Origin of the sequence: Streptomyces sp. P17 (genome assembly GCF_032436805.1) — a bacterium.
Classification (GTDB): Bacteria; Actinomycetota; Actinomycetes; order Streptomycetales; family Streptomycetaceae; genus Streptomyces.
The window spans coordinates 30,300-52,064 of record NZ_JAVRBF010000058.1 but is presented as its reverse complement, the minus strand read 5'-3'; the positions used below and the strand labels follow the sequence as shown (position 1 = coordinate 52,064).

Sequence of the window (21,765 nt, the reverse complement as noted above, 5' to 3'; positions counted from 1 at the left end):
AACGACGCCCGGTGACCGGAGGGCAGGGGCTGTGCGCCGGGTGTGACGCAAGACCCGCGTACGTGCGACATGTGTGACACAAGGGGGGTGTTTGTGACACAGGTGACGCAAAGGAGTGCGCGGGCGCATGGGCGCGGCGCGTTGACGTCCGTCCCGGGATGTGGGACGGCAGGGCGGGCCGGACCCGCTGCGTCAGGTCCGGCCCGCCGTTTCCCCCGCCGGCATCGGCTCATCGGCCCAAGGCCAGGCGCACAGCGTGCCGGTGGAGATCCCGTCAGGTCTTGGAAAAAACCGAACTGGCCCCGGACGCGAGTACGAGACTGGTCGCCTCGCCCGCCAGCCGGTCCGCGGCGCCGACCTGCTGAACCGGCAACCGCCGGGCGGCCATGAACTCCCGGGGTGTGCACCCCGTCATCGCCTTGAACTCACCGCTGAGATGGGCCTGGTCGTAGAACCCGCAGACGGCCGCCGTCTCCGCGGCCCCGCGTCCGGCCGCCAGCAGCCGCCGGGCCCGCTGCAACCGCAGCACCCGGGCCGCCGCCTTCGGGCCGAGCCCGATCTGCTCACGGAACCGGCTCTCCAGGTGCCGGGGACTCCAGCCGACCTTCTCCGCGAGCCGCGGCACCGGGATCGCGCCACCGCTGCGCACCAGCTCCGCCCAGGCCCGCACCACCCGCCCCGAACTGGGCACCCCGGCCGCGTACCAGCGCGTGAACACCTCGTCCAGCAGCCCGAACCGCGCCTCCCAGGACGGCAACGCGGCCAGCGCACCGGACAGTTCGCCGACGCCGATGTCCAAGGCGTGCGGCAGTTCGTCGGGATCGACGGTGCGATCGGCGAGTTCGTACTGCGGCGTGCCGAGCAGCGTGAACGCGGCCCAGGGGGCGAGCAGCACCTCGATCCCGGCCAGCCGGCCGCTGTGCTCGCCGACGGCGGGGGTGGTGGTGGGCCCGCAGTACAAGGACACGAGCGTCTCGGGCTCCCGCCCCGGCCGCAGGACCCGCACCGGCTCACCGAACCCGAGCAGCAAGGTCGCCGCCCCGATCGGCGTCTCCAGCCGCCGCCGAGGCCGCTCGAAGCCGAGCCGGATCCCGCGGTAGCTGATCAAGCCCGGCCGCAACCGGGGATGGGGCCGGCCGAAGGCGACTTCCCAGGAACCACCGGGCCCGTGCCCGGACCGAACAAGCACGCACAGAGCATTACAGCCGCAGGACGGGAACAACACCCTCAGGCCCGCTTATACCCCACAACTCCGCAAAACCTCCCAGCGCCCTCAAGGTCTGGTCCGAATGTCCGGACAAAACATTGACAGGCCTCCGTCCACAGGGCTAGAAAGCCGGGGAGAGCCGATACGAAGGGAACGCGATGGCGTACGACCTGATCACCATGGGGCGGATCGGGGTGGACCTCTATCCGCTGCAGACGGGCGTCCCCCTGCCGCAGGTCACCTCCTTCGGCAAGTTCCTCGGCGGCTCGGCGACCAACGTCGCGGTCGCCGCCGCCCGTCTCGGCCGGAACACCGCCGTCATCACCCGCACCGGCGACGACCCCTTCGGCGTCTATCTGCACGAGGCCCTGCGGGACTTCGGCGTCGACGACCGCTGGGTGACCCCGGTCCAGGGCCTGCCCACCCCGGTCACCTTCTGCGAGGTGTTCCCGCCGGACGACTTCCCGCTGTACTTCTACCGGCAGCCCAAGGCGCCCGACCTGGAGATCGACGCCCATGAACTCGACCTCGACGCCATCCGCGACGGCCGTATCTTCTGGGTGACCGGCACAGGCCTGAGCGAGGAGCCCAGCCGTACGGCGACCCTCGCGGCGCTCGCCCACCGCGCCAAGTCCGGCACCACGGTCTTCGACCTCGACTGGCGGCCCATGTTCTGGACCGACCCGGACGCGGCCCGCCCCTTCTACGCGGAAGCCCTCAAGCACACCACCGTCGCCGTAGGCAATCTCGACGAGGTGGAGATCGCCACCGGGGTCCGCGACCCGCACGCGGCCGCTCGCGCCCTGCTCGATGCCGGAGTGGAACTCGCCGTGGTGAAACAGGGCCCGAAGGGCGTACTGGCCGTGCACCGCGACGGCGACCAGGCCGAGGTCCCCCCGCTCCCGGTGACCGTCCTCAACGGCCTCGGCGCCGGCGACGCCTTCGGCGGCTCCCTCTGCCACGGCCTGCTCAACGGCTGGGACCTGGAGACGACCATGCGCCACGCCAACGCGGCGGGCGCGATCGTCGCCTCCCGCCTGGAATGCTCCTCGGCGATGCCCACGCCCGAGGAGATCACGGCCGCCCTCACCGCCGGGGCCGTACCCGCACCCGCCGACGGCGAGACCACCCCACAGGGGCCACCCGCACCCGGCAACGAAAGCCGCACGGGTGGTGCGGGTGGGAACACGAAAACGGCCGAAGGCGAAGCCGAGGCCGAACAGTGACCGTCGACGTGGCGGAGCTGGTCCGCACCCGCACAAGGCATCCTGAGGCCATCGCCGAGGCAGCCGCCCGCCGCAGGCGACGCCCCCTCCTCGGCGACTCCGGCCGCCTGATGATCGTCGCCGCCGACCACCCCGCCCGCGGAGCGCTCGGCGTCGGCGACCGCAAGTTCGCCATGGCCAACCGAGCCGATCTCCTCGAACGCCTCTGTCTCGCCCTCTCCCGCCCCGGCGTGGACGGAGTCCTCGCCACCGCCGACATCCTCGACGACCTGCTTCTCCTCGGTGCCCTGGACGACCGTGTCGTCATGGGCTCGATGAACCGCGGCGGACTCCAGGGCGCCACCTTCGAACTCGACGACCGCTTCACGGGCCACCGCCCCGAGGACATCGCGCGCCTGGGCTTCGACGCCGGAAAGCTCCTCCTCCGCATCGACTACGACGACCCGGGCTCCCTGAACACCCTGGAGTCCACCGCCCGAGCCGTCGACGAGATGGCCGCCCGCCAACTCCCGTTGTTCGTCGAGCCGTTCATCAGCCGTCGCACCCCCGACGGGAAACTCCGCAACGATCTCTCCGCCGACGCCGTCACCCGTTCCATCGCCATCGCCTCGGGCCTCGGCGGCAGTTCGGCCTACACCTGGCTCAAGGTCCCGGTCACCGAGAACCCGGACGACATGGCCCAGGTCATGGAGACATCCACGCTGCCCGCGGTCCTCCTCGGCGGCGACATCGGGGACTCCGCCGAGGACCAGGTCGCCGCCTACGAGAAGTGGCGCGGCGCCCTCCAACTCCCCACCGTGCGCGGCCTGGTCGTCGGCCGTTCGCTGCTGTATCCGGCGGACGGCGATGTGGCCGCCGCCGTGGACACCGCCGTAGGACTGCTGTGAGGGCCGCATGACGACGAACAGTGAGCTGTACGTCCCCAAGGGCGCGACCGGCGACGCCGACTACACGCTCGACATCGACCCCAAGCGGGCCGGCTGGAGCCACTGCAGTCTGCGGATCGTCGAGCTGGCGCCGGGTGGTACGCACACCTTCACCGCCGGGGACAGCGAATGGATCGTCCTGCCGCTGCAAGGCGGTTGTACGGTGCAAACAGAACAGGACGAGTTCCAACTCCTGGGCCGGGAAAGCGTGTTCGCGTCGGTCACCGACTTCGCGTACGTACCCCGAGACGCCCGGGCACAGATCGCCTCCGGCGCGGGTGGCCGCTTTGCTTTGGCAGGAGCAAGGTGCGAGCGACGACTCCCCGCCCGCTACGGCCCCGCGCCGGAGGTCCCCACGGAGGAGCGCGGCAGCGGCAACCGGCTGCGCCATGTCCGCAACTTCGCCTCCGCCGACGCCTTCGAGTGCGCCAAGCTGATCGCCGTGGAGGTGATCACTCCTGGCGGCAACTGGTCCTCGTACCCGCCGCACAAGCACGACGAGCACCGGCCGGGCGAGGAGTCGGAGCTGGAGGAGATCTACTACTTCGAGATCGACGGCCCGCACGGCCTCGGCTACCAGCGGGTGTCCCCCTCCCGGGAGGGCGGCTCGGACGTGCTCGCCGAGGTCCGCTCGGGTGATGTCGTCCTCGTCCCGGACGGCTGGCACGGCCCGTCGATCGCCCAGCCCGGCCACGACATGTACTACCTGAACGTCATGGCGGGCCCGGGCGAGACCCGCGAGTGGCGGATCTGCTTCCACCCCGACCACACGGAGGGCTACCGATGACGACCCGGCTGACCGTCGCGCAGGCGCTCGTACGCTTCCTGTCCGCCCAGTACACCGAGCGCGACGGCGTGCGGCAGCGGCTGATCGGCGCGACCTGGGGCATCTTCGGCCACGGGAACGTCGCCGGGCTCGGCCAGGCGCTCGTCGAGTACGCCGATGTCATGCCGTACCACCAGGGCCGCAACGAGCAGTCCATGGTGCACGCGGCCGTCGGCTACGCCCGCCAGGCGAACCGGCTGTCCACGCACGCGGTGACGACGTCGATCGGCCCGGGCGCGACCAACCTGGTCACCGGCGCCGCCCTCGCGACCGTCAACCACCTCCCGGTCCTGCTGCTCCCCGGCGACATCTTCGCCACCCGCCCCGCCGACCCGGTCCTCCAGCAGCTGGAAGTCCCCTACGCGGGCGACATCAGCGTCAACGACTGTCTGCGCCCGGTGTCCAGGTACTTCGACCGCGTCACCCGCCCCGAGGCCCTGATCCCGGCCGCTCTCCAGGCCATGCGCGTCCTCACCGACCCCGTCGAGACCGGCGCCGTCACCCTCGCCCTGCCCCAGGACGTGCAGGCGGAGGCGTACGACTGGCCGGAGGAGTTCTTCGCCGAGCGCACCTGGGCCGTACGGCGGCCGGGCGCCGACCCGACCGAGCTGGCCGAGGCCGTGACGGCGATCCGTACGGCACAGCGGCCCCTCGTCGTCGCCGGCGGCGGGGTCCACCACAGCCGCGCCGAGGAGGCTCTCGCCGAGTTCGCGAGCGCCACCGGCATCCCGGTGGCCTCCACCCAGGCCGGCAAGGGCTCCCTGCGCCACGACCACCCCCAGGACATCGGCGGCATCGGCCACACCGGCACCGCGACCTCCGACGAACTGGCCCGCACCGCCGACCTGGTGATCGGCGTCGGCACCCGGTACACCGACTTCACCACCGCCTCCGGCACCCTCTTCCAGCGGCCGGACGTCCGCTTCCTCAACCTCAACATCGCGCCCTACGACGGCCACAAGCTCGCCGGGACCCCCCTGGTCGCGGACGCCCGCAGCGGCCTGATGGAGCTGACCGAGGCGCTCCAGATGCACGGGCACCGGGTCACGGACGCCTACGTCGCCGAGTACACCGAGGACAAGGACGCCTGGGAGCATCGCGTCGACGCCTGCTTCGAGGCGCTGGAACCGGACGTACGGCCGTCCCAGCCGCAGGTCATCGGCGCGCTGGACGCGATCGTGGACGAGTCGGACGTGATCATCAACGCGGCCGGCTCGCTCCCCGGCGATCTGCACAAGCTCTGGCGGGCCCGCTCGGCCGACCAGTACCACCTGGAGTACGGCTACTCCTGCATGGGCTACGAGATCCCGGCCGCGATCGGCGTGAAGCTCGCCGCCCCCGAGCGCAACGTCTGGGCGCTGGTCGGCGACGGCACCTATCTGATGATGCCGACCGAGATCGTCACCGCCGTGCAGGAGGGCATCGCCATCAAGGTGCTGCTCATCCAGAACCACGGGTACGCGTCCATCGGCGGCCTGTCGGAGTCGGTGGGCGGCGAGCGGTTCGGCACCGCCTACCGCTTCCAGGCGGACGACGGCACCTATACGGGCACCCCGCTCCCCGTCGATCTCGCCGCCAACGCGGCCAGCCTCGGCATGCGCGTGCTGCGCGCGAAGACCGTCCGGGACCTGCGCGCGGCGCTCGCCGAGGCGCGGGCCGCCGGCACTCCCACATGTGTCTACGTGGAGACCGAAACGGCAGACACAGTGTCGGGCGCGCCCGAGGCGCAGGCCTGGTGGGATGTTCCTGTGGCCGAGACCGCGACCCGACCGTCGGCGGTGAAGGCCCGCGAGGAGTACGACCGGCACGTCTCTACCCGACGCCGCCATCTGTGAAGGAGTTCTTGGTCATGACGAAGATCGTCAACCACTGGATCGGCGGCAAGACCGTCGAAGGCGCGTCGGGTCACTACGGGCCGGTCACCGACCCGGCCACCGGCGCCGTCACCACGAAGGTCGCGTTCGCCTCGGTCGACGAGGTCGACGCCGCGGTGCAGGCCGCGCGGGAGGCCTTCGTGACCTGGGGTCAGTCCTCGCTGGCCCAGCGCACCACGATCCTGTTCAAGTTCCGGGCGCTGCTGGACGCCAACCGGGACGCCATCGCCGAGCTGATCACCGCCGAGCACGGCAAGGTGCACTCCGACGCCCTCGGCGAGGTCGCGCGCGGCCTGGAGATCGTCGACCTGGCGTGCGGGATCAACGTGCAGCTGAAGGGCGAGCTGTCCACGCAGGTCGCCAGCCGCGTGGACGTCTCCTCGATCCGGCAGCCGCTGGGTGTCGTCGCGGGCATCACGCCGTTCAACTTCCCGGCGATGGTCCCGATGTGGATGTTCCCGATCGCCATCGCGTGCGGCAACACCTTCGTGCTCAAGCCGTCCGAGAAGGACCCCTCGGCCTCCCTCAAGATCGCCGAGCTGCTGGCGGAAGCCGGTCTGCCCGACGGCGTCTTCAACGTCGTCCACGGCGACAAGGTGGCCGTCGACCGCCTGCTGGAGCACCCCGACGTCAAGGCCGTCTCCTTCGTCGGCTCGACCCCGATCGCCCGCTACATCCACACCACCGCCTCCGCCAACCACAAGCGCGTCCAGGCCCTCGGCGGCGCCAAGAACCACATGCTGGTCCTCCCCGACGCCGACCTGGACGCGGCGGCCGACGCGGCCGTCTCCGCCGCCTACGGCTCGGCGGGCGAGCGCTGCATGGCGATCTCCGCGGTCGTGGCCGTCGGCGCGATCGGCGACGAGCTGGTGGAGAAGATCCGCGAGCGCGCCGAGAAGATCAAGATCGGCCCCGGCAACGACCCCACCTCCGAGATGGGCCCCCTGATCACCAAGGTCCACCGCGACAAGGTGGCGTCCTACGTGGCGGGCGCGGCGGCCGAGGGCTGCGAGGTCGTCCTGGACGGCACCGGCTACACGGTCGACGGCCACGAGGACGGCCACTGGATCGGCATCTCGCTCCTCGACAAGGTGCCGACCAGCGCGAAGGCCTACCAGGACGAGATCTTCGGCCCGGTGCTGTGCGTGCTGCGCGTGGACACCTACGAGGACGGCGTGGCCCTCATCAACAACTCGCCGTTCGGCAACGGCACCGCGATCTTCACCCGGGACGGCGGCGCCGCCCGCCGCTTCCAGCTGGAGATCGAGGCCGGCATGGTCGGCGTGAACGTCCCGATCCCGGTCCCCGTCGGCTACCACAGCTTCGGCGGCTGGAAGGACTCGCTCTTCGGCGACCACCACATCTACGGCAACGACGGCACGCACTTCTACACCCGCGGCAAGGTCGTCACGACCCGTTGGCCGGACCCGTCGGAGGCTCCGGCGGGCGTCGACCTGGGCTTCCCGCGCAACCACTGAGTCACTGAGACCCAGCTGAGCCCGGGCACCCCAGGTGCCCGGGCTCTCTCGTGTCACTGGCCGTTCTGCTCCTTGAGTGCCTCGGTCAGGTCCGCGGTCTGCGCGGCCGGCGGGGCGTCGATGGCCTTGGTGGCACCGAACTCGGCGAAGTCCATGGAGATCTTCATGTTCCCCATGACCTGCTTCATCCGGACCGGCAGGTCCTTGTCGTTGACCCAGATGTCCATGGCCATGGTGGTGGCGCCGCCGGTCATGTCGCCCAGCATGCTGCCCTCGCCGCTGTAGGCCTCCTGGAACTGGCCCATGTCGCTCTCGTCGAGCACGGCGCGGTAGTGGGTCGTGCTCTGGCCGTTCACGGTCTGCCTGCCGAGGTTCTCGACATCGCTCGCGTACTTCAGGCCCTTCAGCGAGGCCGTCGGGTTACCGGCGTCGCCGCCGTTCTTGTAGGCCTGGCTGCCGCTGTCGCCGAACACCGCGGAGGAGTCGACCTTTATCCACTCCTTGCCCGCGATCGGGCCGGAGGGCTGCGGGTCGACGTCGTAGTAGTAGACGCCGTCGACGAGCAGCGTACGGATCGTCGGGGCGTCCTGGAGCGCCTCCATCTGCGCGGCCTTGGTGTCCATCTGCACGTCGTAGGCCATGCCGTCGCCCCACGAGTACGTGCCGTCCATGGCTATCGGGGTGCCGGTGCCCAGGTCGGTCGTCATCTTCACCTCGGCCGAACCCAGCTCCTCGGTCCGGTCGGTGGCGCGGCCGAGCGCCGCCATGATCTTGTCCGTGTTGCTGACCGCGGCTTCGGCGGCCTTCTTCGACGTCTCCTTGGCCGCCTCGGACCCGCACCCGGTGGCCGCCACGAGCGCCGCCGCCGTGAGCCCCACCCAGGCCGTGGTGTGCCTCAGCTTCATGTTGCCCCCACCCCATCGCTGTGTCTTCGCTGTGAGAAAGGGACTCTAGCGGGACCCACTGACACGTCCGTATGCCGGACCTCGGCAGTTTTTTCGACCTTCACGTTGCGGTTCCCGCACAGCCACAAAAAGCGGAACGGCTTGCCTCTTATGCCGAAAACGCGATCAAGAGGCCTCTCGAGCTGCGAATTTCGTAGGCAAACACCCATTGACGTGTTGGTTTTCGTCGGTGTTCCATGCAGCGCCGGGGGCGGACAGAAAACGTACGACCGAAGCCGCCGGAGGCGATAGCGCTCCCGTCCGAACCACCGCCGCACGAGTCGATCGGAACCGCCGCATGACCGACACGCTGGAGAAGTCCCTCGTCACCGATGACGTACCGGCCCCCACACCGGAACTGAAGCGTTCGATCGGAGTCGTCGGCGGTACGTTGCTCACGCTCTCCTGCGTGACGCCCGCCTCCACCCTCTTCGTGGTCGTCCCCGACCTCTTCGGCTCGCTCGGCACCGCCACCGCCCTCACCATCGCGATCGGCTCCCTGCTCTGTATCGCCGTCGCGTTCTGCTACTCCGAGCTCGGCACCCTGATCCCCAGCGCGGGCGGCGAGTACGCGATGGTCACCACGATGGCCGGACGGCTCGCGGGCTGGCTGGTCTTCGTCCTCTCCCTGCTGGTCGTGATGATCGTGCCGCCCGTGATCGCGATGGGCACGGCCGACTATCTCGCCCCGATCGTCGACCTCGACCCGTCGATGGCGGGCGCCGGCGTGATGCTGCTCGCCACCCTCGCCGGTCTGCTGGACCTGCGCGCGAACGCCTGGATCACCGGTGTCTTCCTGGTCCTGGAGGTCGTGGCGGCGGCCGTGGTCGCCGTGCTGGGCTTCGCCCACGCCGAGCGCGGCCCGGACAGCCTGGTCTCGCTCCAGGTGGCCGGCACCGACGGCGGCGTCGACACCGTGACGGCCATGCTGATCGTCTCCGGGCTCGCCATCGCCCTCTTCGTCACCCAGGGCTTCTCCACCGCGGTCTACCTCTCCGAGGAACTGGAGAACCCGCGCAAGAACGTCGCCCGTACCGTCCTGGCCACCCTCGGCATCTCCGCCGTGATCATCCTGGTCCCGGTCATCGGCATCACCCTCGGCGCCTCCGACCTCTCCGAACTGACCGGCGGCGACATCGGCACCATGGTCACGGCCTGGTCCAACTCCGCGGTCGGCACCTTCGTCAGCCTCTGCGTGGCCCTCGCGATCATCAACGCGGGCATCGTCATGGTCATCCAGAACTCCCGCGTCCTGTTCGCCTCGGCCCGCGACAAGGCCTGGCCCCGGCCGGTCAACACCGTCTTCGCCAAGCTCGGCCGCTTCGGCTCCCCGTGGGTCGCCACCCTGGCGGTCGGCGTCCCCGGCGCCGCCCTGTGCTTCGTCAACCTGGACACCCTGTACGGCGTGACGGGCGTCTCGGTGACCGGCATGTACCTGCTGGTGGCGGTGGCGGCACTGCTCGCGCGCCGCGGCGGCCACCAGCACACCCCGGCTTGGCGCATGCCCCTGTGGCCGGCGATGCCGGTCCTGCTGATCGTGGTCCTGACCTACATCCTGACCCAGCAGGAGACGGAGTATCTGCTGTGGACGGGCGGCATCACGGCCGTAGCGACGCTGTACTGGGCGCTGTACCTCCGGCCCCGCCGGGACACGCGGTGGCTGGTGACACTGCCGCAGGACGCTCAGGCATAGCCCTGACCCCCACCACGATGTCGCGCAACCGCTCCACATAGAGCCGCATGTTCTTGTAGGCGACGTCCGTGTCCGGGTACCGGCCGGCGAACCACAACCCCTCGTGCAGCCGGTTCACCCACACGCACACCTGATCCCCGTACGACACCCTGATCAGCCCGTAAGCCGAAAGCCCGGCCCAGTCCTCAGCCCCGGGAAACCCCCGCGCGTCGACGTACGACACGATCGAGTACAGATCAGGCGACGTGGGCCGGAAGTCGGTGCCCAAAAGGGACAGCACCCGGGCGAGCGGCATCCGCGCCAGCGGCCTGGCGGCCTGCAACTGGGCGCGGACGGCCTTCAGAGCGGCGGGGAAGTCCGCTGGGACGGGCACCTCGATCGGAGCCCCGCCGACGTACCAGCCCACCGACTCCGACCACCGCGACTTCACCCGCGTGTGGAAGGGCACGACCGTGCGATACACGGACTGCCCGCCGATCTCCCGCACGATGAGCGCGGTCGCCGCCAGCAGACCGACCAGGCTTCCGCCGTACGGCCTGCAGTACGCCTCGAACGCGGCGGCGTCCTCCGCGCCGACGAGCGGCTCGCGCATGAGCTTCTGCGGGGGCAGCGGCCCGCCGGGGGTCAGGCCGAGGTCGACGGGGAAGCCCGGCAGCATACCGTCGCACCGCCGGATGAACTCCCGCCAGCGGCCGACGACTTCATGACTCGCGTCGATCCCGTCCGCGTCGGTCCGCTCGATCCGGCAGAAGTCGATGTAGCTGCTCACCGGCGCCTCCTCGACCGTACGGCCCGCGTACAGCTCGTGGATCTCGGCGGGGATCCGGTTGATCGAGTAGGCGTCGACATTGCTGTGGTCGAAGGCCATGTACACGCTGGCGCCGTCGTCCCGGACGACCGCCGAGTAGATCAGGTTCGGCCAGCCGAGCGCGTCCGCGGCGACGTCGAAGCGGTCCTGAAGGTGCCGTACCAGCTCCGTCGCGTCGGTGAAGTCGCCGACGACCTCGCGGTGCAGGGACACGGACCCGGGGTCGAGCGTGAACCGGCGCAGTTCGTCGCCGTCCTGGCGGAAGCCGCTGCGCAGGGTCTCGTGCCGGAGCGTCCACGCCCGCAGGGCGTCCTCCAGCGCGTCGAGGTCGATCCGGCCCGGGATGTCGAAGGCCGTACCGAGCCAGGTCGGCACGAACAGACCGTCCTCGCGCACGGACCGGGCCGTCTTGATGTGTGACTCCTGGATGTATGCCGGTGGCCTGGCGTCGTCCGGCAGTTCCGCGGCCGCCTCGACCGTCGCCGGACTGAGCGTCCACTCGACGAGCTGTCCGGGCCGGACCTCGCAGCGCTGGATGTCGGTGATACGCACGGGGCGTCTCCTTCGCAGGGGGGCGGACCTTCTACGGTCTGCCGCACCCCGAACCGGAGCATACGGTTTCCCCCGGTTTCAGCGGATCGGGTGGCCCCTCGAACAGCGGTCCCCGTACCGCGGGTGCGGTATGCGGAGGGGCCGCCGTACGCCCCAGGGAGGTGGGCCGGTTCGGCCTCCGGTCGATAACTCGACGACAGGTTCACCCCGTACCGTTGAATCATGGATCTTCGACTGCGAGGGCCGTTCCGGCGGCCCCGGCGTCTGCTGGCCGCCGGGGCCGCCGTCGTCGTGCTCGCCGGTGCCGGCACCTGGACGGCCGTAGCCTCCGACGACGGGCCCGCGGTGCACCGCGCCGACCGGGTCATGGACGTCGGCGGCGCCCGCCTGGACACCTCGTACTTCACCACCGCCGGGGGCGAGCGCCGCCCCGCCGTCCTGATCGGCCACGGCTTCGGCGGCAGCAAGGACGACGTGCGCGAGCAGGCCGAGGATCTGGCCGCCGACGGGTACGCGGTGCTGACCTGGTCGGCCCGCGGCTTCGGCGAGTCCACCGGCAAGGTCGGTCTCAACGACCCGAAGGCCGAGGTCGCCGATGTCTCCAAGCTGATCGACTGGCTCGCGCGGCAACCCCAGGTCCAGCTCGACCGGACCGGCGACCCGCGCGTCGGCATGGCCGGCGCCTCCTACGGCGGCGCGATCTCCCTGCTCGGCGCCGGGTACGACGACCGCGTCGACGCCATAGCCCCGGCGATCACCTACTGGAACCTCGCCGACGCCCTCTTCCCGAACGGCGTCTTCAAGAAGCTCTGGGCCGGCATCTTCGTCAACACCGCGGGCGGCTGCGACCGGTTCGAGGCCCGGATCTGCCGGATGTACGACCGCGTGGCCGAGTCCGGCACCCCGGACGCCGAGGCGCGCGAACTGCTGGAACGGCGCTCCCCCTCGGCCGTCGCCGACCGCATCAAGGTCCCCACGCTCCTCGTGCAGGGCCAGACCGACTCCCTCTTCCCGCTCGGCCAGGCCGACGCGGCGGCGAAGGCGATCCGTGCCAACGGCGCCCCCGTCGACGTCGACTGGATCGCGGGCGGCCATGACGGCGGCGACCTGGAGGGCGACCGGGTCCGGGCGCGCGTACAGGCCTGGTTCGACCGCTACCTCAAGGACGACAAGGCCGCCGACACCGGCCCGGCCTTCCGTGTCAGCCGCACCGGAGGCGTCGACTCCACCGACGGCCAGGCCCTGTTGAGGGGCGCCGGCGGGGACCGCTACCCCGGCCTGGAGAGCGGACAGCGCGAAGTCGCCCTGACCGGCCGCGAGCAGACCTTCGCCAACCCGGCCGGCGCCGGCCCGCCCGCCGTCTCCGCCCTGCCAGGACTCGGCGGCGGAGGACTCGCCCAGCTCTCCTCCCTCGGCGTCGGCGTCTCCCTCGACTTCCCCGGCCAGTACGCCCGCTTCGACTCGGCCCCCGTCACCGACGACCTGCGCATCACCGGCTCCCCGACGGTCACCGTCCATGTCGAGTCGACCAGCGAGGACGCCGTCCTCTTCGCCAAGGTGTACGACGTCGGCGCCGACGGCACCCAGCAGGTGCTCCCCTCCCAGCTGGTCACGCCCCTGCGCGTCGAGGACGCGGGGTCCGGCAAGGACGTGACCATCACGCTCCCCGCCGTCGACCACGAGATCGACAAGGGCCACCGCCTGCGCCTGGTCCTCTCCTCCACGGACCTCGGCTACGCCTCCCCGGCCGCCCCGGCGACCTACAAGGTCTCCCTGAAGAGCGACCTGAACGTGCCGACCGCCCCCGGCGTCACCACGGCCGCCGCCCCGCTGCCCGCGTGGGTCTGGTGGCTGCCCGTCGCCGGTGTGCTGGTCGCCGCGGCCCTGCTGCTGACCGCCCGCCGCCGCACCGCGGCACCCGCCCCCGACCCGGAACTGGCCGAGGTCCCGCTCCAAATCACGGACCTGAGCAAGAAGTACGCGGGCGGCGACCGCTACAGCGTCCGCGACCTCACCTTCCGCGTCGAGAAGGTCCAGGTCCTCGGCCTGCTCGGCCCGAACGGCGCCGGCAAGACGACCACCCTGCGCATGCTGATGGGCCTGATCCGGCCCGACGGCGGCGAGATCCGCGTCTTCGGCCACGCCATCCGCCCCGGCTCCCCGGTCCTGTCCCGCGTCGGCGCCTTCGTCGAGGGCGCGGGCTTCCTGCCGCATCTGTCGGGCCGGGAGAACCTGGAGCTGTACTGGGCCGCCACCGGCCGCCCGGCCGAGGACGCCCACCTGGACGAGGCCCTCGACATCGCCGGGCTCGGCGACGCGTTGGCCCGCGCGGTACGGACGTACTCCCAGGGCATGCGTCAGCGCCTGGCCATCGCCCAGGCCATGCTCGGCCTGCCGGACCTGCTGATCCTCGACGAACCGACCAACGGTCTCGACCCGCCCCAGATCCGCGAGATGCGCGAGGTGATGATCCGGTACGCGGCCGCCGGACGCACGGTGATCGTCTCCAGCCATCTGCTGGCGGAGGTCGAACAGACCTGCACCCACCTCGTGGTCATGGACCGCGGACGGCTCGTCCAGGCGGGCCCGGTCGGCGAGATCGTCGGCTCCGGCGACACCCTGCTCGTCGGCACGGCCTCGCCGGTCGAGGAGCCCGTCGTCGAAAAGGTCGCCGCCCTGCCGGGCGTGGCCTCGGCGGTACGGACCGACGACGGCCTCCTGATCCGCCTCGGCGCCGACGGCAGCGCGGAGCGGCTGGTCGCCGAACTCGTACGCCTCGAAGTGCCCGTCCGGTCGGTGGGCCCGCACCGCCGCCTGGAAGACGCCTTCCTCACCCTGATCGGAGGTTCCGCATGAGCACGCTCACCGAGGTCGCCTCCGGCTACCAGGCAGGCCGGACCCTGCCGCTGCGCGTCGAACTGGTCCGCCAGCTCAAGCGCCGCCGCACCCTGGTCATGGGCGCGATCCTGGCCGCACTGCCCTTCGTCCTGCTCATCGCCTTCGCGATCGGCGGCGAACCGGAGGGCGGTGACCGCATCACCCTGCTGGACACGGCCACCGCCTCGGGCGCCAACTTCGCCGCGGTGAACCTGTTCGTCTCCGCCGGCTTCCTGCTGGTCATCCCGGTCGCCCTGTTCTGCGGGGACACGGTCGCCTCGGAGGCCGGCTGGTCCTCCCTGCGCTATCTGCTCGCGGCGCCCGTGCCGCGGGCCCGGCTGCTGTGGTCCAAGCTCGTCGTCGGACTCGGCCTCAGCCTCGCCGCGATGGTGCTGCTTCCGGTGGTCGCGCTGGCCGTCGGCATCGCCGCCTACGGCTGGGGCCCGCTGGCCATCCCCACCGGCGGCTCGCTGGACGCGGGTACCGCGGCCCAGCGCCTGGTGGTCGTCGTGGCGTACCTCTTCGTCTCCCAACTGGTCACCGCGGGGCTCGCGTTCTGGCTGTCGACGAAGACCGACGCCCCGCTCGGCGCGGTCGGCGGCGCGGTGGGTCTCACGATCGTCGGCAACGTCCTGGACGCGGTGACCGCCCTCGGCGACTGGCGCCACTTCCTGCCCGCGCACTGGCAGTTCGCCTGGGCGGACGCCGTTCAGCCCACCCCCGAGTGGTCGGGCATGATCCAGGGCACCGCGATTTCGGTAACGTACGCCGTCGTCCTGTTCGCGCTGGCCTTCCGCGGTTTCGCCCGCAAGGACGTGGTGTCGTAGGTCAACGGAAGATCACCCACCGGTCTCGAAGGCCCCCCGCCGTGCCCACTTCGAGACCCACCCGCAACGCTCCGTACCGCACGATCCGCCCCCTTGCCCCGTCACAGTCACAGAAGTCGACGTCAACGGACCAAGGGGGCACGGAAGATGGCACGGTACCTGCGGGGCGCGATGCTCGCGCTCACAGCGGCGGGCCTGTTGCTGACAGGCTGCGGCGCCGGGTCGGAGAACAGCGCGACGGACTCCTCGGACAACAGCGGCGGGGGCTACCACCCTGCCCCGGCCCCCGACAGCGGCGAGTACGACCAGGACGACGGCGAGAGCTCCCGGGAAGTCGCCCCGTCCCCGGACCACCTCTCCACCTTCGCCCTCGACGTCGACACCGCCTCCTACGGCTACGCCCGCCGCACCCTCGCCGAGGGCCGCCTGCCCGACCCCTCGACGATCCGCCCCGAGGAGTTCGTCAACAGCTTCCGCCAGGACTACGACCGCCCCGACGGCGACGGGTTCTCGGTCACCGTCGACGGCGCCCGCACGAACCGCGAGGACTGGTCGCTGGTCCGCGTGGGCCTGGCGACGCGAGCGGCGGCCGACGAAGAGGAACGCCCGCCGGCCGCCCTCACCTTCGTCATCGACATCTCCGGCTCGATGAGCGAGGAGGGCCGCCTCGACCTGGCCCAGGAGTCGCTGGGCGTGATGACGGACCGGCTGCGCAACGACGACTCGATCGCGATCGTGACCTTCAGCGACGAGGCGGAGACGGTCCTGCCGATGACACGCTTGGGCGAGAACCGCGACGACATCCACGAGGCGATCGACAGCCTGGAGCCGACCCTCTCGACCAACCTGGGCGCGGGCGTGGAGACCGGCTACGCGACAGCGGTGGAGGGCCTGCGCGAGGGCGCGACGAACAGGGTGGTCCTGATCTCCGACGCGTTGGCCAACACGGGCGACACGGACGCGGACACGATCCTGGAACGAGTGGCGGGCGCCCGGCAGGAGTACGGCATCACCCTCTTCGGCGTAGGCGTGGGCAGCGACTACGGCGACGCCCTGATGGAACGCCTCGCGGACAAGGGCGACGGCAACACGGTGTACGTCTCGGGCGAGGAGGAGGCCAACCAGGTCTTCAGCGAACAACTCCCGCGCAACATCGATCTGACGGCACGGGACGCGAAGGCCCAGGTCGCCTTCGACCCGGAAACGGTCGAGGAGTTCCGCCTGATCGGCTACGACAACCGCCAGGTGGCCGACGAGGACTTCCGCGACGACTCGGTGGACGGCGGCGAAACGGGCCCCGGCCACACGGTCACGGCCCTGTACGCGGTCCGCACCACCCCGAACGCCGAAGGCCGCCTGGCCACCGCGACAGTCCGCTGGCAGGACCCCAACTCCCGTACCCCGCACGAGGAGTCCGGCCAACTGGAGACGGACTCCCTGGACGACTCGATCTGGAGCGCGGGCCCCCGCTTCCAGGTGACGGCGACAGCCGCCTACTTCGCCGACGCCCTCCGCAGGGGAGACGACCGCTGGGACTCCCTGCCGGGAGCACCGGGCCTGAGCGAACTCGGGGACAGGGCCGACGAACTGGCAGAGGCCACGCAGGACAAGGCGGTAGACGAACTCTCGGAGGCGATAGACCAGGCGGAACGCCTGACGTAGCTACGAGCAGCCGCACCCATTGACCTACGGCTACGCACGAGTAAGTTGACTCTCCAGTAAGCCAGCAGAACCCGCAAGTCCGAGCCGCAGAGCCGCCGCGACCGGGAGCCGTCATGGGCGTACGCAAGGACCTGAAGCGAGCAAAGCACCGCACCGACCTCCTCACCCGCACCAGGGTCGAGATCACCAAGGACGACAACGGCACAGTCCGCGATGCCCGCGTCCCGCCCCTCGCGACGCAACGCCCCACCGGCACCACGGCCGACATCCCCTTCACGAACGCCACCGAGGCCCCGACGGCGACGGTCGCCCGCCGCACAACCCACGGCAGATGGCACAACGTGACCGCCGCCGCCTTCGCGACCGAGGTCACAGCCATCGCCAAGGGCCTCATCGCGGCCGGCCTGGAACCCGGCGGACGAGTAGCGGTCATGTCCCGCACCCGCTACGAGTGGACGCTGCTCGACTTCGCGATCTGGGCCGCCGGCGGCCAGTCCGTACCGATCTACCCCACCTCCTCCGCGGAACAGGTGGAGTGGATCGTCCGCGACTCCGGCACCCACCACGTCATCACGGAAACCCCCGAGAACACCGCCACGGTCACCACAGGCACCGCGGCCCACCAGCACACCCCCCGCATCTGGGAGCTGGACGCGGGCGCCCTCGCCGACCTCACCACGCTCGGCCAGGACATCCCCGACGAGGAGGTCACCAAGCGCCGTACGACACTGACCCCCGACACCATCGCGACGGTCTGCTACACCTCGGGCACCACCGGCCGCCCCAAGGGCTGCGTGATCACACACGCCAACCTCTGCGCCGAGGCCGCCAACACCGTGGAACTGCTGCTGCCGGTGTTCCGGGAGGTCACCCGCCAGACCCCGTCGACCCTGCTCTTCCTCCCGCTCGCGCACATCCTGGGCCGCAGCCTCCAGATCTCCTGCATGATGGCCCGCATCGAGATCGGCCACTGCCCGGGCGTGAAACCCGACGAACTCCGCCCGGCGCTCAAGGAGTTCCGCCCGACCTTCCTGGTGGGTGTCCCGTATCTCTTCGAGAAGATCCACGACACCGGCCGCGCCACCGCGGAGAAGATGGGACGGGCCGCCTCCTTCGACCGCGCCGACCGCATCGCCGTCCGCTTCGGCGAGGCCTACCTGAACCGCTTCCTCGGCACCGGCAAGGGCCCGGGCCCCGGCCTGTACGCGGCATGGGCCCTGTACGACCTTCTGGTCTACCGCCGCGTCCGCAAGGAGCTCGGCGGCCGGATGCGCTACGCGATCAGCGGCGGCTCCCCCCTCGACCGCAACCTCAACCTCTTCTTCTACGCCGCCGGCATCATCATCTACGAGGGCTACGGCCTGACCGAGACGACCGCCGCCGCCACGATCGTCCCGCCCCTGAAGCCCCGCCCCGGCACGGTCGGCCCCCCGGTCCCCGGCACCACGGTGCGCATCGCCGACGACGGCGAGGTCCTGATCAAGGGCGGCATCGTCTTCGCGTCGTACTGGAACAACCCGGCCGCCACCGACGCCGTCCTCCAGGACGACTGGTTCGCCACCGGCGACCTGGGCTCGCTGGACGAGGAGGGCTACCTCACCATCACCGGCCGCAAGAAGGACCTCATCGTCACCTCCGGCGGCAAGAACGTCTCCCCGGCCGTCCTGGAGGACCGGCTGCGCAGCCGCGCCCCCATCGGCCAGTGCATCGTCGTCGGCGACAACCGGCCCTTCGTCGCCGCCCTGATCACCCTCGAACCCGACGCGGTCGCCCACTGGCTGTCGGTCCGCAAACTGCCCGCGGACACCCCGATGTCCGAGGTCGTCCGCGACGGACGGATGCGCGCGGACGTCCAGAAGGCCGTCGACTACGCCAACGAGGCCGTCTCCCGCGCCGAGTCGATCCGCGCCTTCGCCCTGGTGGAGGGCGAGTTCAGCGAGGAGAACGGCATGCTGACCCCGTCCCTGAAGGTCAAGCGGCACACGGTGATCCGCGCGTACGAGGACGAGATCGAGGCCCTCTACCGCGGCTGACGTACGACGGCCGACGACGACGAAAAGCGGGTCACCGGGGGAAACCCGGTGACCCGCCGCGGCGGAGTGGAGGCTCAGCCGTTGCCCGTGCCGTTGCCCGACAGCGCCGAGATGTCGTCCAGGATGTGCGACAGCGGCTCGTCGCCCTTGGCCTGGGTGGAGTTCTCGACACACTGCTGGTTCTGCGGCGCCGAGAGGATCGGCACGTCCTGGAGGACGCCGACGGCGACGATACCGAGGAGTCCCTGGGCGTTGAGCTTCGCCGGCAGGCCGATGCAGGGCTTGTTCAGCGAACCCTGGACCAGCGAGAGCTGCGGGCTCATGTCACCGAACGTGGCCGAGTTGCCGAACTCCTGCTTGGCGTGGTTGCCGCTGGCGGAGGTGGTGCCGTTGTCGTCGCCGATCGCGAGCGCCTGAGGGGCGGCGGCAGCCGTCACACCGGCGACGGAGGCGGCGACAGCCGCGGTTGCCCACAGCTTCTTCATGTTCGTTCCCTTCGAAAAGCGGACTCCGGGGGAGGAGCTGCATGATCGTCAACGCCCCCACCCCGGGCGGGGTTGCGGGCTTTGCCCCGATTGGCCCAGCGCGTACCGCCCGCGCGAGAGCCCTCACCGGCACGCGTACGCGCTCCCGCGCACCGTGACCGCGCGGGTCATCCGCGGCGGGTCGTAGGGGCGCGGATCGGCCCCGGCCTTGATCAGCGGACGGTCCTCGCGCAGCTTGCTGAACATCGACCGCGCCTTCGGCCCGTCCCAGGCCAGCGTGGAACCGACGTCCTCCCGGACCGGGTTGAACCCGGCGACCGGGACGGTCGCGAACTCCGTCGCCCTGGCCGGTACCGCCTTCAGCGCCGCCGCCAGCTCCACCAGCTCCAGGGCGCCGATGCCCTGCTCGACCCGCCCCGGGCCGAGCAGGGCATCGGCCACCTTCCCCATCGCCACCGGATCGGCGAGCAGCTCGCGCGCCTGCATCCCGCGCAAGGCCTGCACAAGGAACCGCTGCTGACGCTGGATCCGCCCGAGATCGGCCGCCCCGTCCACCTTCCGCGAGCGGACGTACTGCAGCGCGGGCCCGCCGCCCAGCCGATGCGTGCCGGGCCTCAGATGCAGCTTGGTCACCTCGTCCTTCAACGTCCGCGAGGTGCACACCTCCACCCCGCCGACCTCGTTCACCGCGTCGATGAACCGCCGGAAGTCGATCTGGAGATACCGGTCCACACTCAGCCCGGTCATCGCCTCGACCGTGCGCACGGTGGACTCGGGCCCGCCCTCCGCGTAGGCGCCGTTGAGCTTGACCGGCTGCGACGGCCGCTCCTCGCCGGTGACCTTGTCGCGGTACGGCGGGATCTCCGCGTAGGAGTCGCGCGGCAGGCTGACCACGCTCACCCGGTCACGCCGGGCCGAGAGATGCACCAGCATCAGGGTGTCCGTGCAGTCGCAGGCGACGCCGCCCGCGTGGAACTCGCGTCTCTCGGCGGCGCTGATGGTGTCCCGGCCGTCGGTCCCCATCACCAGGATGTTCAGGCCGTACGGGGTCCGCTGCCGGTCGGGGAGCGCGGAGCTGCCGAGCAGCGTGGCGCCGGCCGCCAGGACGAGTCCGGACACCACCAGGGAAGAAAAGGTTCTCTTCGTCGTCACCCGACGAAACGTAAGTCAGCGGGCCGCCGGTGATCCGGCGGCCCGCTGACGGGGGCTCAGAAAGCAGCCCGGTGACTCAGCGGTTGCCCGTGCCGTTGCCGGCGAGGACCGAGATGTCGTCCAGGACGTGCGACAGCGGCTCGTCGCCCTTGGCCTGGGTGGAGTTCTCGACACACTGCTGGTTCTGCGGCGCCGAGAGGATCGGCACGTCCTGGAGGACGCCGACGGCGACGACGCCGAGCAGCCCCTGGAGGTTCGCCTTGGCCGGCAGGCCGATGCAGGGCTTGTTGAACGAGCCCTGGATGAGCGCCATCTGCGGGCTCATGTTCCCGTACGTGGCCGAGTTGCCGTACGACTGCATCGAACCGTTGCCACTGTAGGACGTGGTGCCGTCGTCGTTGCCGATGGCCATGGCCGGCGAGGCGGCCCCGACGACGGACGCGGCGACCGCGGCGGAGGCCAAAACCTTCTTGATCACTTGCTAGTCCCTTCTGGAGAAACCCCGTCCACCGGAGCGCTCTGGTCAACTGCCCCTGGTCTGCTTGGTTGCTGTCATTCACTCCGATGGCGCACACGCCGAAGGAATGGCGGCACTTTGCCGTGCCTGCCAATTCCGTGAATTCCGGGTGCCGAACGGCCCGATCGGGTGAAGCGTCGAAACCAATCCCCGCCCACCGGGTTGATGCGAGGGCAGGAACATGCGTCTCGCCCCAGGGTGCGTCCGGACCCGCGACGCCTCCTGCCCAGGAAAGGAAAGCGACATGCTGAAGAAGGCAATGGCCGCCGTCGCGGTCACCGCGTCCGTAGTCGGCGCTTCGGCCGCGGCCGCCCCCCAGGCGCTTGCCATCGGTGACGACAGCGGCACCACCTCCGCCAGCGGCAACGGCGCCCACTCGCGGTTCGGCAACCAGGTGACCAAGGGCAAGATGAGCCCGCAGGCCACGCTGGTCCAGGGCTCGGTCAACAAGCTCTGCGCGGGTGTGCCCGTGAAGGCGAACCTCCAGGCCATCCTCGGCATCATCGCCGCTGTCGGCGTGGCCCAGGACGTGCCGATCCTGTCGGCCCCGCAGAACCAGCAGTGCGCCGACAACTCCACCCAGGCCAAGGGTGACGAGCCGCTGTCGCACATCCTCAGCGACATCTCGGCGCTGTCCGGCAACGGAGCCAAGAACGGCTGACGATTTCGCCGATCAAG

17 protein-coding genes are annotated in these 21,765 nt (G+C 70.7%); 11 read left to right on the top strand and 6 right to left on the bottom strand.

The window, feature by feature from the left end; genetic code table 11:
- Window positions 1–274 precede the first annotated feature (274 nt).
- Window positions 275–1,108, bottom strand: a complete 834-nt coding sequence (locus RMT89_RS31225) for a helix-turn-helix domain-containing protein (RefSeq protein WP_315887086.1) — start codon at window positions 1,106–1,108, stop codon at window positions 275–277.
- A gap of 257 nt (window positions 1,109–1,365) precedes the next feature.
- On the opposite strand from RMT89_RS31225, the gene iolC reads away from it, so the two are divergent.
- From iolC to mmsA, 5 genes are read left to right on the top strand one after another with little or no spacing between them, the layout of a single operon-like run.
- Window positions 1,366–2,433, top strand: a complete 1,068-nt coding sequence (iolC, locus tag RMT89_RS31220) for a 5-dehydro-2-deoxygluconokinase (RefSeq protein WP_315887085.1) — start codon at window positions 1,366–1,368, stop codon at window positions 2,431–2,433.
- Window positions 2,430–3,320 carry a deoxyribose-phosphate aldolase gene (locus RMT89_RS31215; RefSeq protein ID WP_315887084.1) on the top strand — a complete coding sequence of 297 codons (891 nt, stop codon included), beginning with the start codon at window positions 2,430–2,432 and terminating at the stop codon, window positions 3,318–3,320. The genes iolC and RMT89_RS31215 overlap by 4 nt, the downstream gene beginning before the upstream one ends.
- A gap of 7 nt (window positions 3,321–3,327) precedes the next feature.
- Entirely contained in the window at window positions 3,328–4,146 is an 819-nt protein-coding gene (iolB, locus tag RMT89_RS31210) for a 5-deoxy-glucuronate isomerase (protein ID WP_315887083.1), read from the top strand.
- Entirely contained in the window at window positions 4,143–6,020 is a 1,878-nt protein-coding gene (iolD, locus tag RMT89_RS31205; protein WP_315887082.1) for a 3D-(3,5/4)-trihydroxycyclohexane-1,2-dione acylhydrolase (decyclizing), read from the top strand. The genes iolB and iolD overlap by 4 nt, the downstream gene beginning before the upstream one ends.
- 14 nt (window positions 6,021–6,034) lie before the next feature.
- On the top strand, window positions 6,035–7,537 hold the full coding sequence (gene mmsA / locus RMT89_RS31200) for a CoA-acylating methylmalonate-semialdehyde dehydrogenase (RefSeq protein ID WP_315887081.1): 1,503 nt from the start codon (window positions 6,035–6,037) through the stop codon (window positions 7,535–7,537).
- A gap of 53 nt (window positions 7,538–7,590) precedes the next feature.
- Here the strand turns inward: mmsA and RMT89_RS31195 are convergent, their stop codons facing one another.
- Window positions 7,591–8,442 (bottom strand): hypothetical protein, encoded by an 852-nt coding sequence (locus tag RMT89_RS31195; protein WP_315887080.1) that lies wholly within the window; start codon window positions 8,440–8,442, stop codon window positions 7,591–7,593.
- Between the two features lie 337 nt (window positions 8,443–8,779).
- On the opposite strand from RMT89_RS31195, the gene RMT89_RS31190 reads away from it, so the two are divergent.
- On the top strand, window positions 8,780–10,174 hold the full coding sequence (locus RMT89_RS31190) for an APC family permease (RefSeq protein ID WP_315887079.1): 1,395 nt from the start codon (window positions 8,780–8,782) through the stop codon (window positions 10,172–10,174).
- On the opposite strand, the gene RMT89_RS31185 is transcribed toward RMT89_RS31190, so the two are convergent.
- Window positions 10,080–11,534: a condensation domain-containing protein gene (locus RMT89_RS31185; protein WP_315887078.1), complete on the bottom strand. Its 1,455-nt coding sequence runs from the start codon at window positions 11,532–11,534 to the stop codon at window positions 10,080–10,082. The genes RMT89_RS31190 and RMT89_RS31185 overlap by 95 nt on opposite strands.
- Window positions 11,535–11,756: 222 nt before the next feature.
- On the opposite strand from RMT89_RS31185, the gene RMT89_RS31180 reads away from it, so the two are divergent.
- The 4 genes from RMT89_RS31180 to RMT89_RS31165 all read left to right on the top strand — a co-directional run bounded on the left by RMT89_RS31180 (window position 11,757) and on the right by RMT89_RS31165 (window position 18,933).
- A complete protein-coding gene (locus RMT89_RS31180; protein WP_315887077.1) occupies window positions 11,757–14,390 on the top strand; it encodes an alpha/beta fold hydrolase in 2,634 nt (877 codons plus the stop codon).
- The gene (locus tag RMT89_RS31175; protein ID WP_315887076.1) at window positions 14,387–15,238 is read left to right on the top strand and encodes an ABC transporter permease; all 852 of its coding nucleotides are present in this window, start codon (window positions 14,387–14,389) and stop codon (window positions 15,236–15,238) included. The genes RMT89_RS31180 and RMT89_RS31175 overlap by 4 nt, the downstream gene beginning before the upstream one ends.
- Window positions 15,239–15,385: 147 nt before the next feature.
- Complete coding sequence (locus RMT89_RS31170) at window positions 15,386–16,900, top strand: von Willebrand factor type A domain-containing protein (protein ID WP_315887075.1); 1,515 nt, start codon at window positions 15,386–15,388, stop codon at window positions 16,898–16,900.
- 113 nt (window positions 16,901–17,013) lie between these two features.
- On the top strand, window positions 17,014–18,933 hold the full coding sequence (locus tag RMT89_RS31165; RefSeq protein WP_315887074.1) for an AMP-dependent synthetase/ligase: 1,920 nt from the start codon (window positions 17,014–17,016) through the stop codon (window positions 18,931–18,933).
- Between the two features lie 74 nt (window positions 18,934–19,007).
- On the opposite strand, the gene RMT89_RS31160 is transcribed toward RMT89_RS31165, so the two are convergent.
- From RMT89_RS31160 to RMT89_RS31150, 3 genes are all read right to left on the bottom strand, one after another.
- Entirely contained in the window at window positions 19,008–19,418 is a 411-nt protein-coding gene (locus tag RMT89_RS31160; protein ID WP_315887073.1) for a rodlin, read from the bottom strand.
- Between the two features lie 123 nt (window positions 19,419–19,541).
- On the bottom strand, window positions 19,542–20,570 hold the full coding sequence (locus RMT89_RS31155; protein WP_315887072.1) for an LCP family protein: 1,029 nt from the start codon (window positions 20,568–20,570) through the stop codon (window positions 19,542–19,544).
- Window positions 20,571–20,646: 76 nt separating this feature from the next.
- Window positions 20,647–21,048 carry a rodlin gene (locus tag RMT89_RS31150; protein WP_315887071.1) on the bottom strand — a complete coding sequence of 134 codons (402 nt, stop codon included), beginning with the start codon at window positions 21,046–21,048 and terminating at the stop codon, window positions 20,647–20,649.
- Between the two features lie 283 nt (window positions 21,049–21,331).
- Here RMT89_RS31150 and RMT89_RS31145 point away from each other — a divergent pair, with 283 nt between their 5' ends.
- Window positions 21,332–21,748: a rodlin gene (locus tag RMT89_RS31145; RefSeq protein WP_315887070.1), complete on the top strand. Its 417-nt coding sequence runs from the start codon at window positions 21,332–21,334 to the stop codon at window positions 21,746–21,748.
- Window positions 21,749–21,765: the final 17 nt, after the last annotated feature.

What these genes read in the sequence shown, in the direction of transcription:
- RMT89_RS31170 (WP_315887075.1), top strand. Translation starts at nt 15,386, where the DNA reads ATGGCACGGTACCTGCGGGGCGCGATGCTCGCGCTCACAGCGGCGGGC.
- mmsA (WP_315887081.1), top strand. Translation starts at nt 6,035, where the DNA reads ATGACGAAGATCGTCAACCACTGGATCGGCGGCAAGACCGTCGAAGGC.
- RMT89_RS31190 (WP_315887079.1), top strand. Translation starts at nt 8,780, where the DNA reads ATGACCGACACGCTGGAGAAGTCCCTCGTCACCGATGACGTACCGGCC.
- RMT89_RS31160 (WP_315887073.1), bottom strand. Translation starts at nt 19,418, where the DNA reads ATGAAGAAGCTGTGGGCAACCGCGGCTGTCGCCGCCTCCGTCGCCGGT.
- RMT89_RS31195 (WP_315887080.1), bottom strand. Translation starts at nt 8,442, where the DNA reads ATGAAGCTGAGGCACACCACGGCCTGGGTGGGGCTCACGGCGGCGGCG.
- RMT89_RS31165 (WP_315887074.1), top strand. Translation starts at nt 17,014, where the DNA reads ATGGGCGTACGCAAGGACCTGAAGCGAGCAAAGCACCGCACCGACCTC.
- iolB (WP_315887083.1), top strand. Translation starts at nt 3,328, where the DNA reads ATGACGACGAACAGTGAGCTGTACGTCCCCAAGGGCGCGACCGGCGAC.
- RMT89_RS31180 (WP_315887077.1), top strand. Translation starts at nt 11,757, where the DNA reads ATGGATCTTCGACTGCGAGGGCCGTTCCGGCGGCCCCGGCGTCTGCTG.
- RMT89_RS31145 (WP_315887070.1), top strand. Translation starts at nt 21,332, where the DNA reads ATGCTGAAGAAGGCAATGGCCGCCGTCGCGGTCACCGCGTCCGTAGTC.
- iolC (WP_315887085.1), top strand. Translation starts at nt 1,366, where the DNA reads ATGGCGTACGACCTGATCACCATGGGGCGGATCGGGGTGGACCTCTAT.
- RMT89_RS31175 (WP_315887076.1), top strand. Translation starts at nt 14,387, where the DNA reads ATGAGCACGCTCACCGAGGTCGCCTCCGGCTACCAGGCAGGCCGGACC.
- iolD (WP_315887082.1), top strand. Translation starts at nt 4,143, where the DNA reads ATGACGACCCGGCTGACCGTCGCGCAGGCGCTCGTACGCTTCCTGTCC.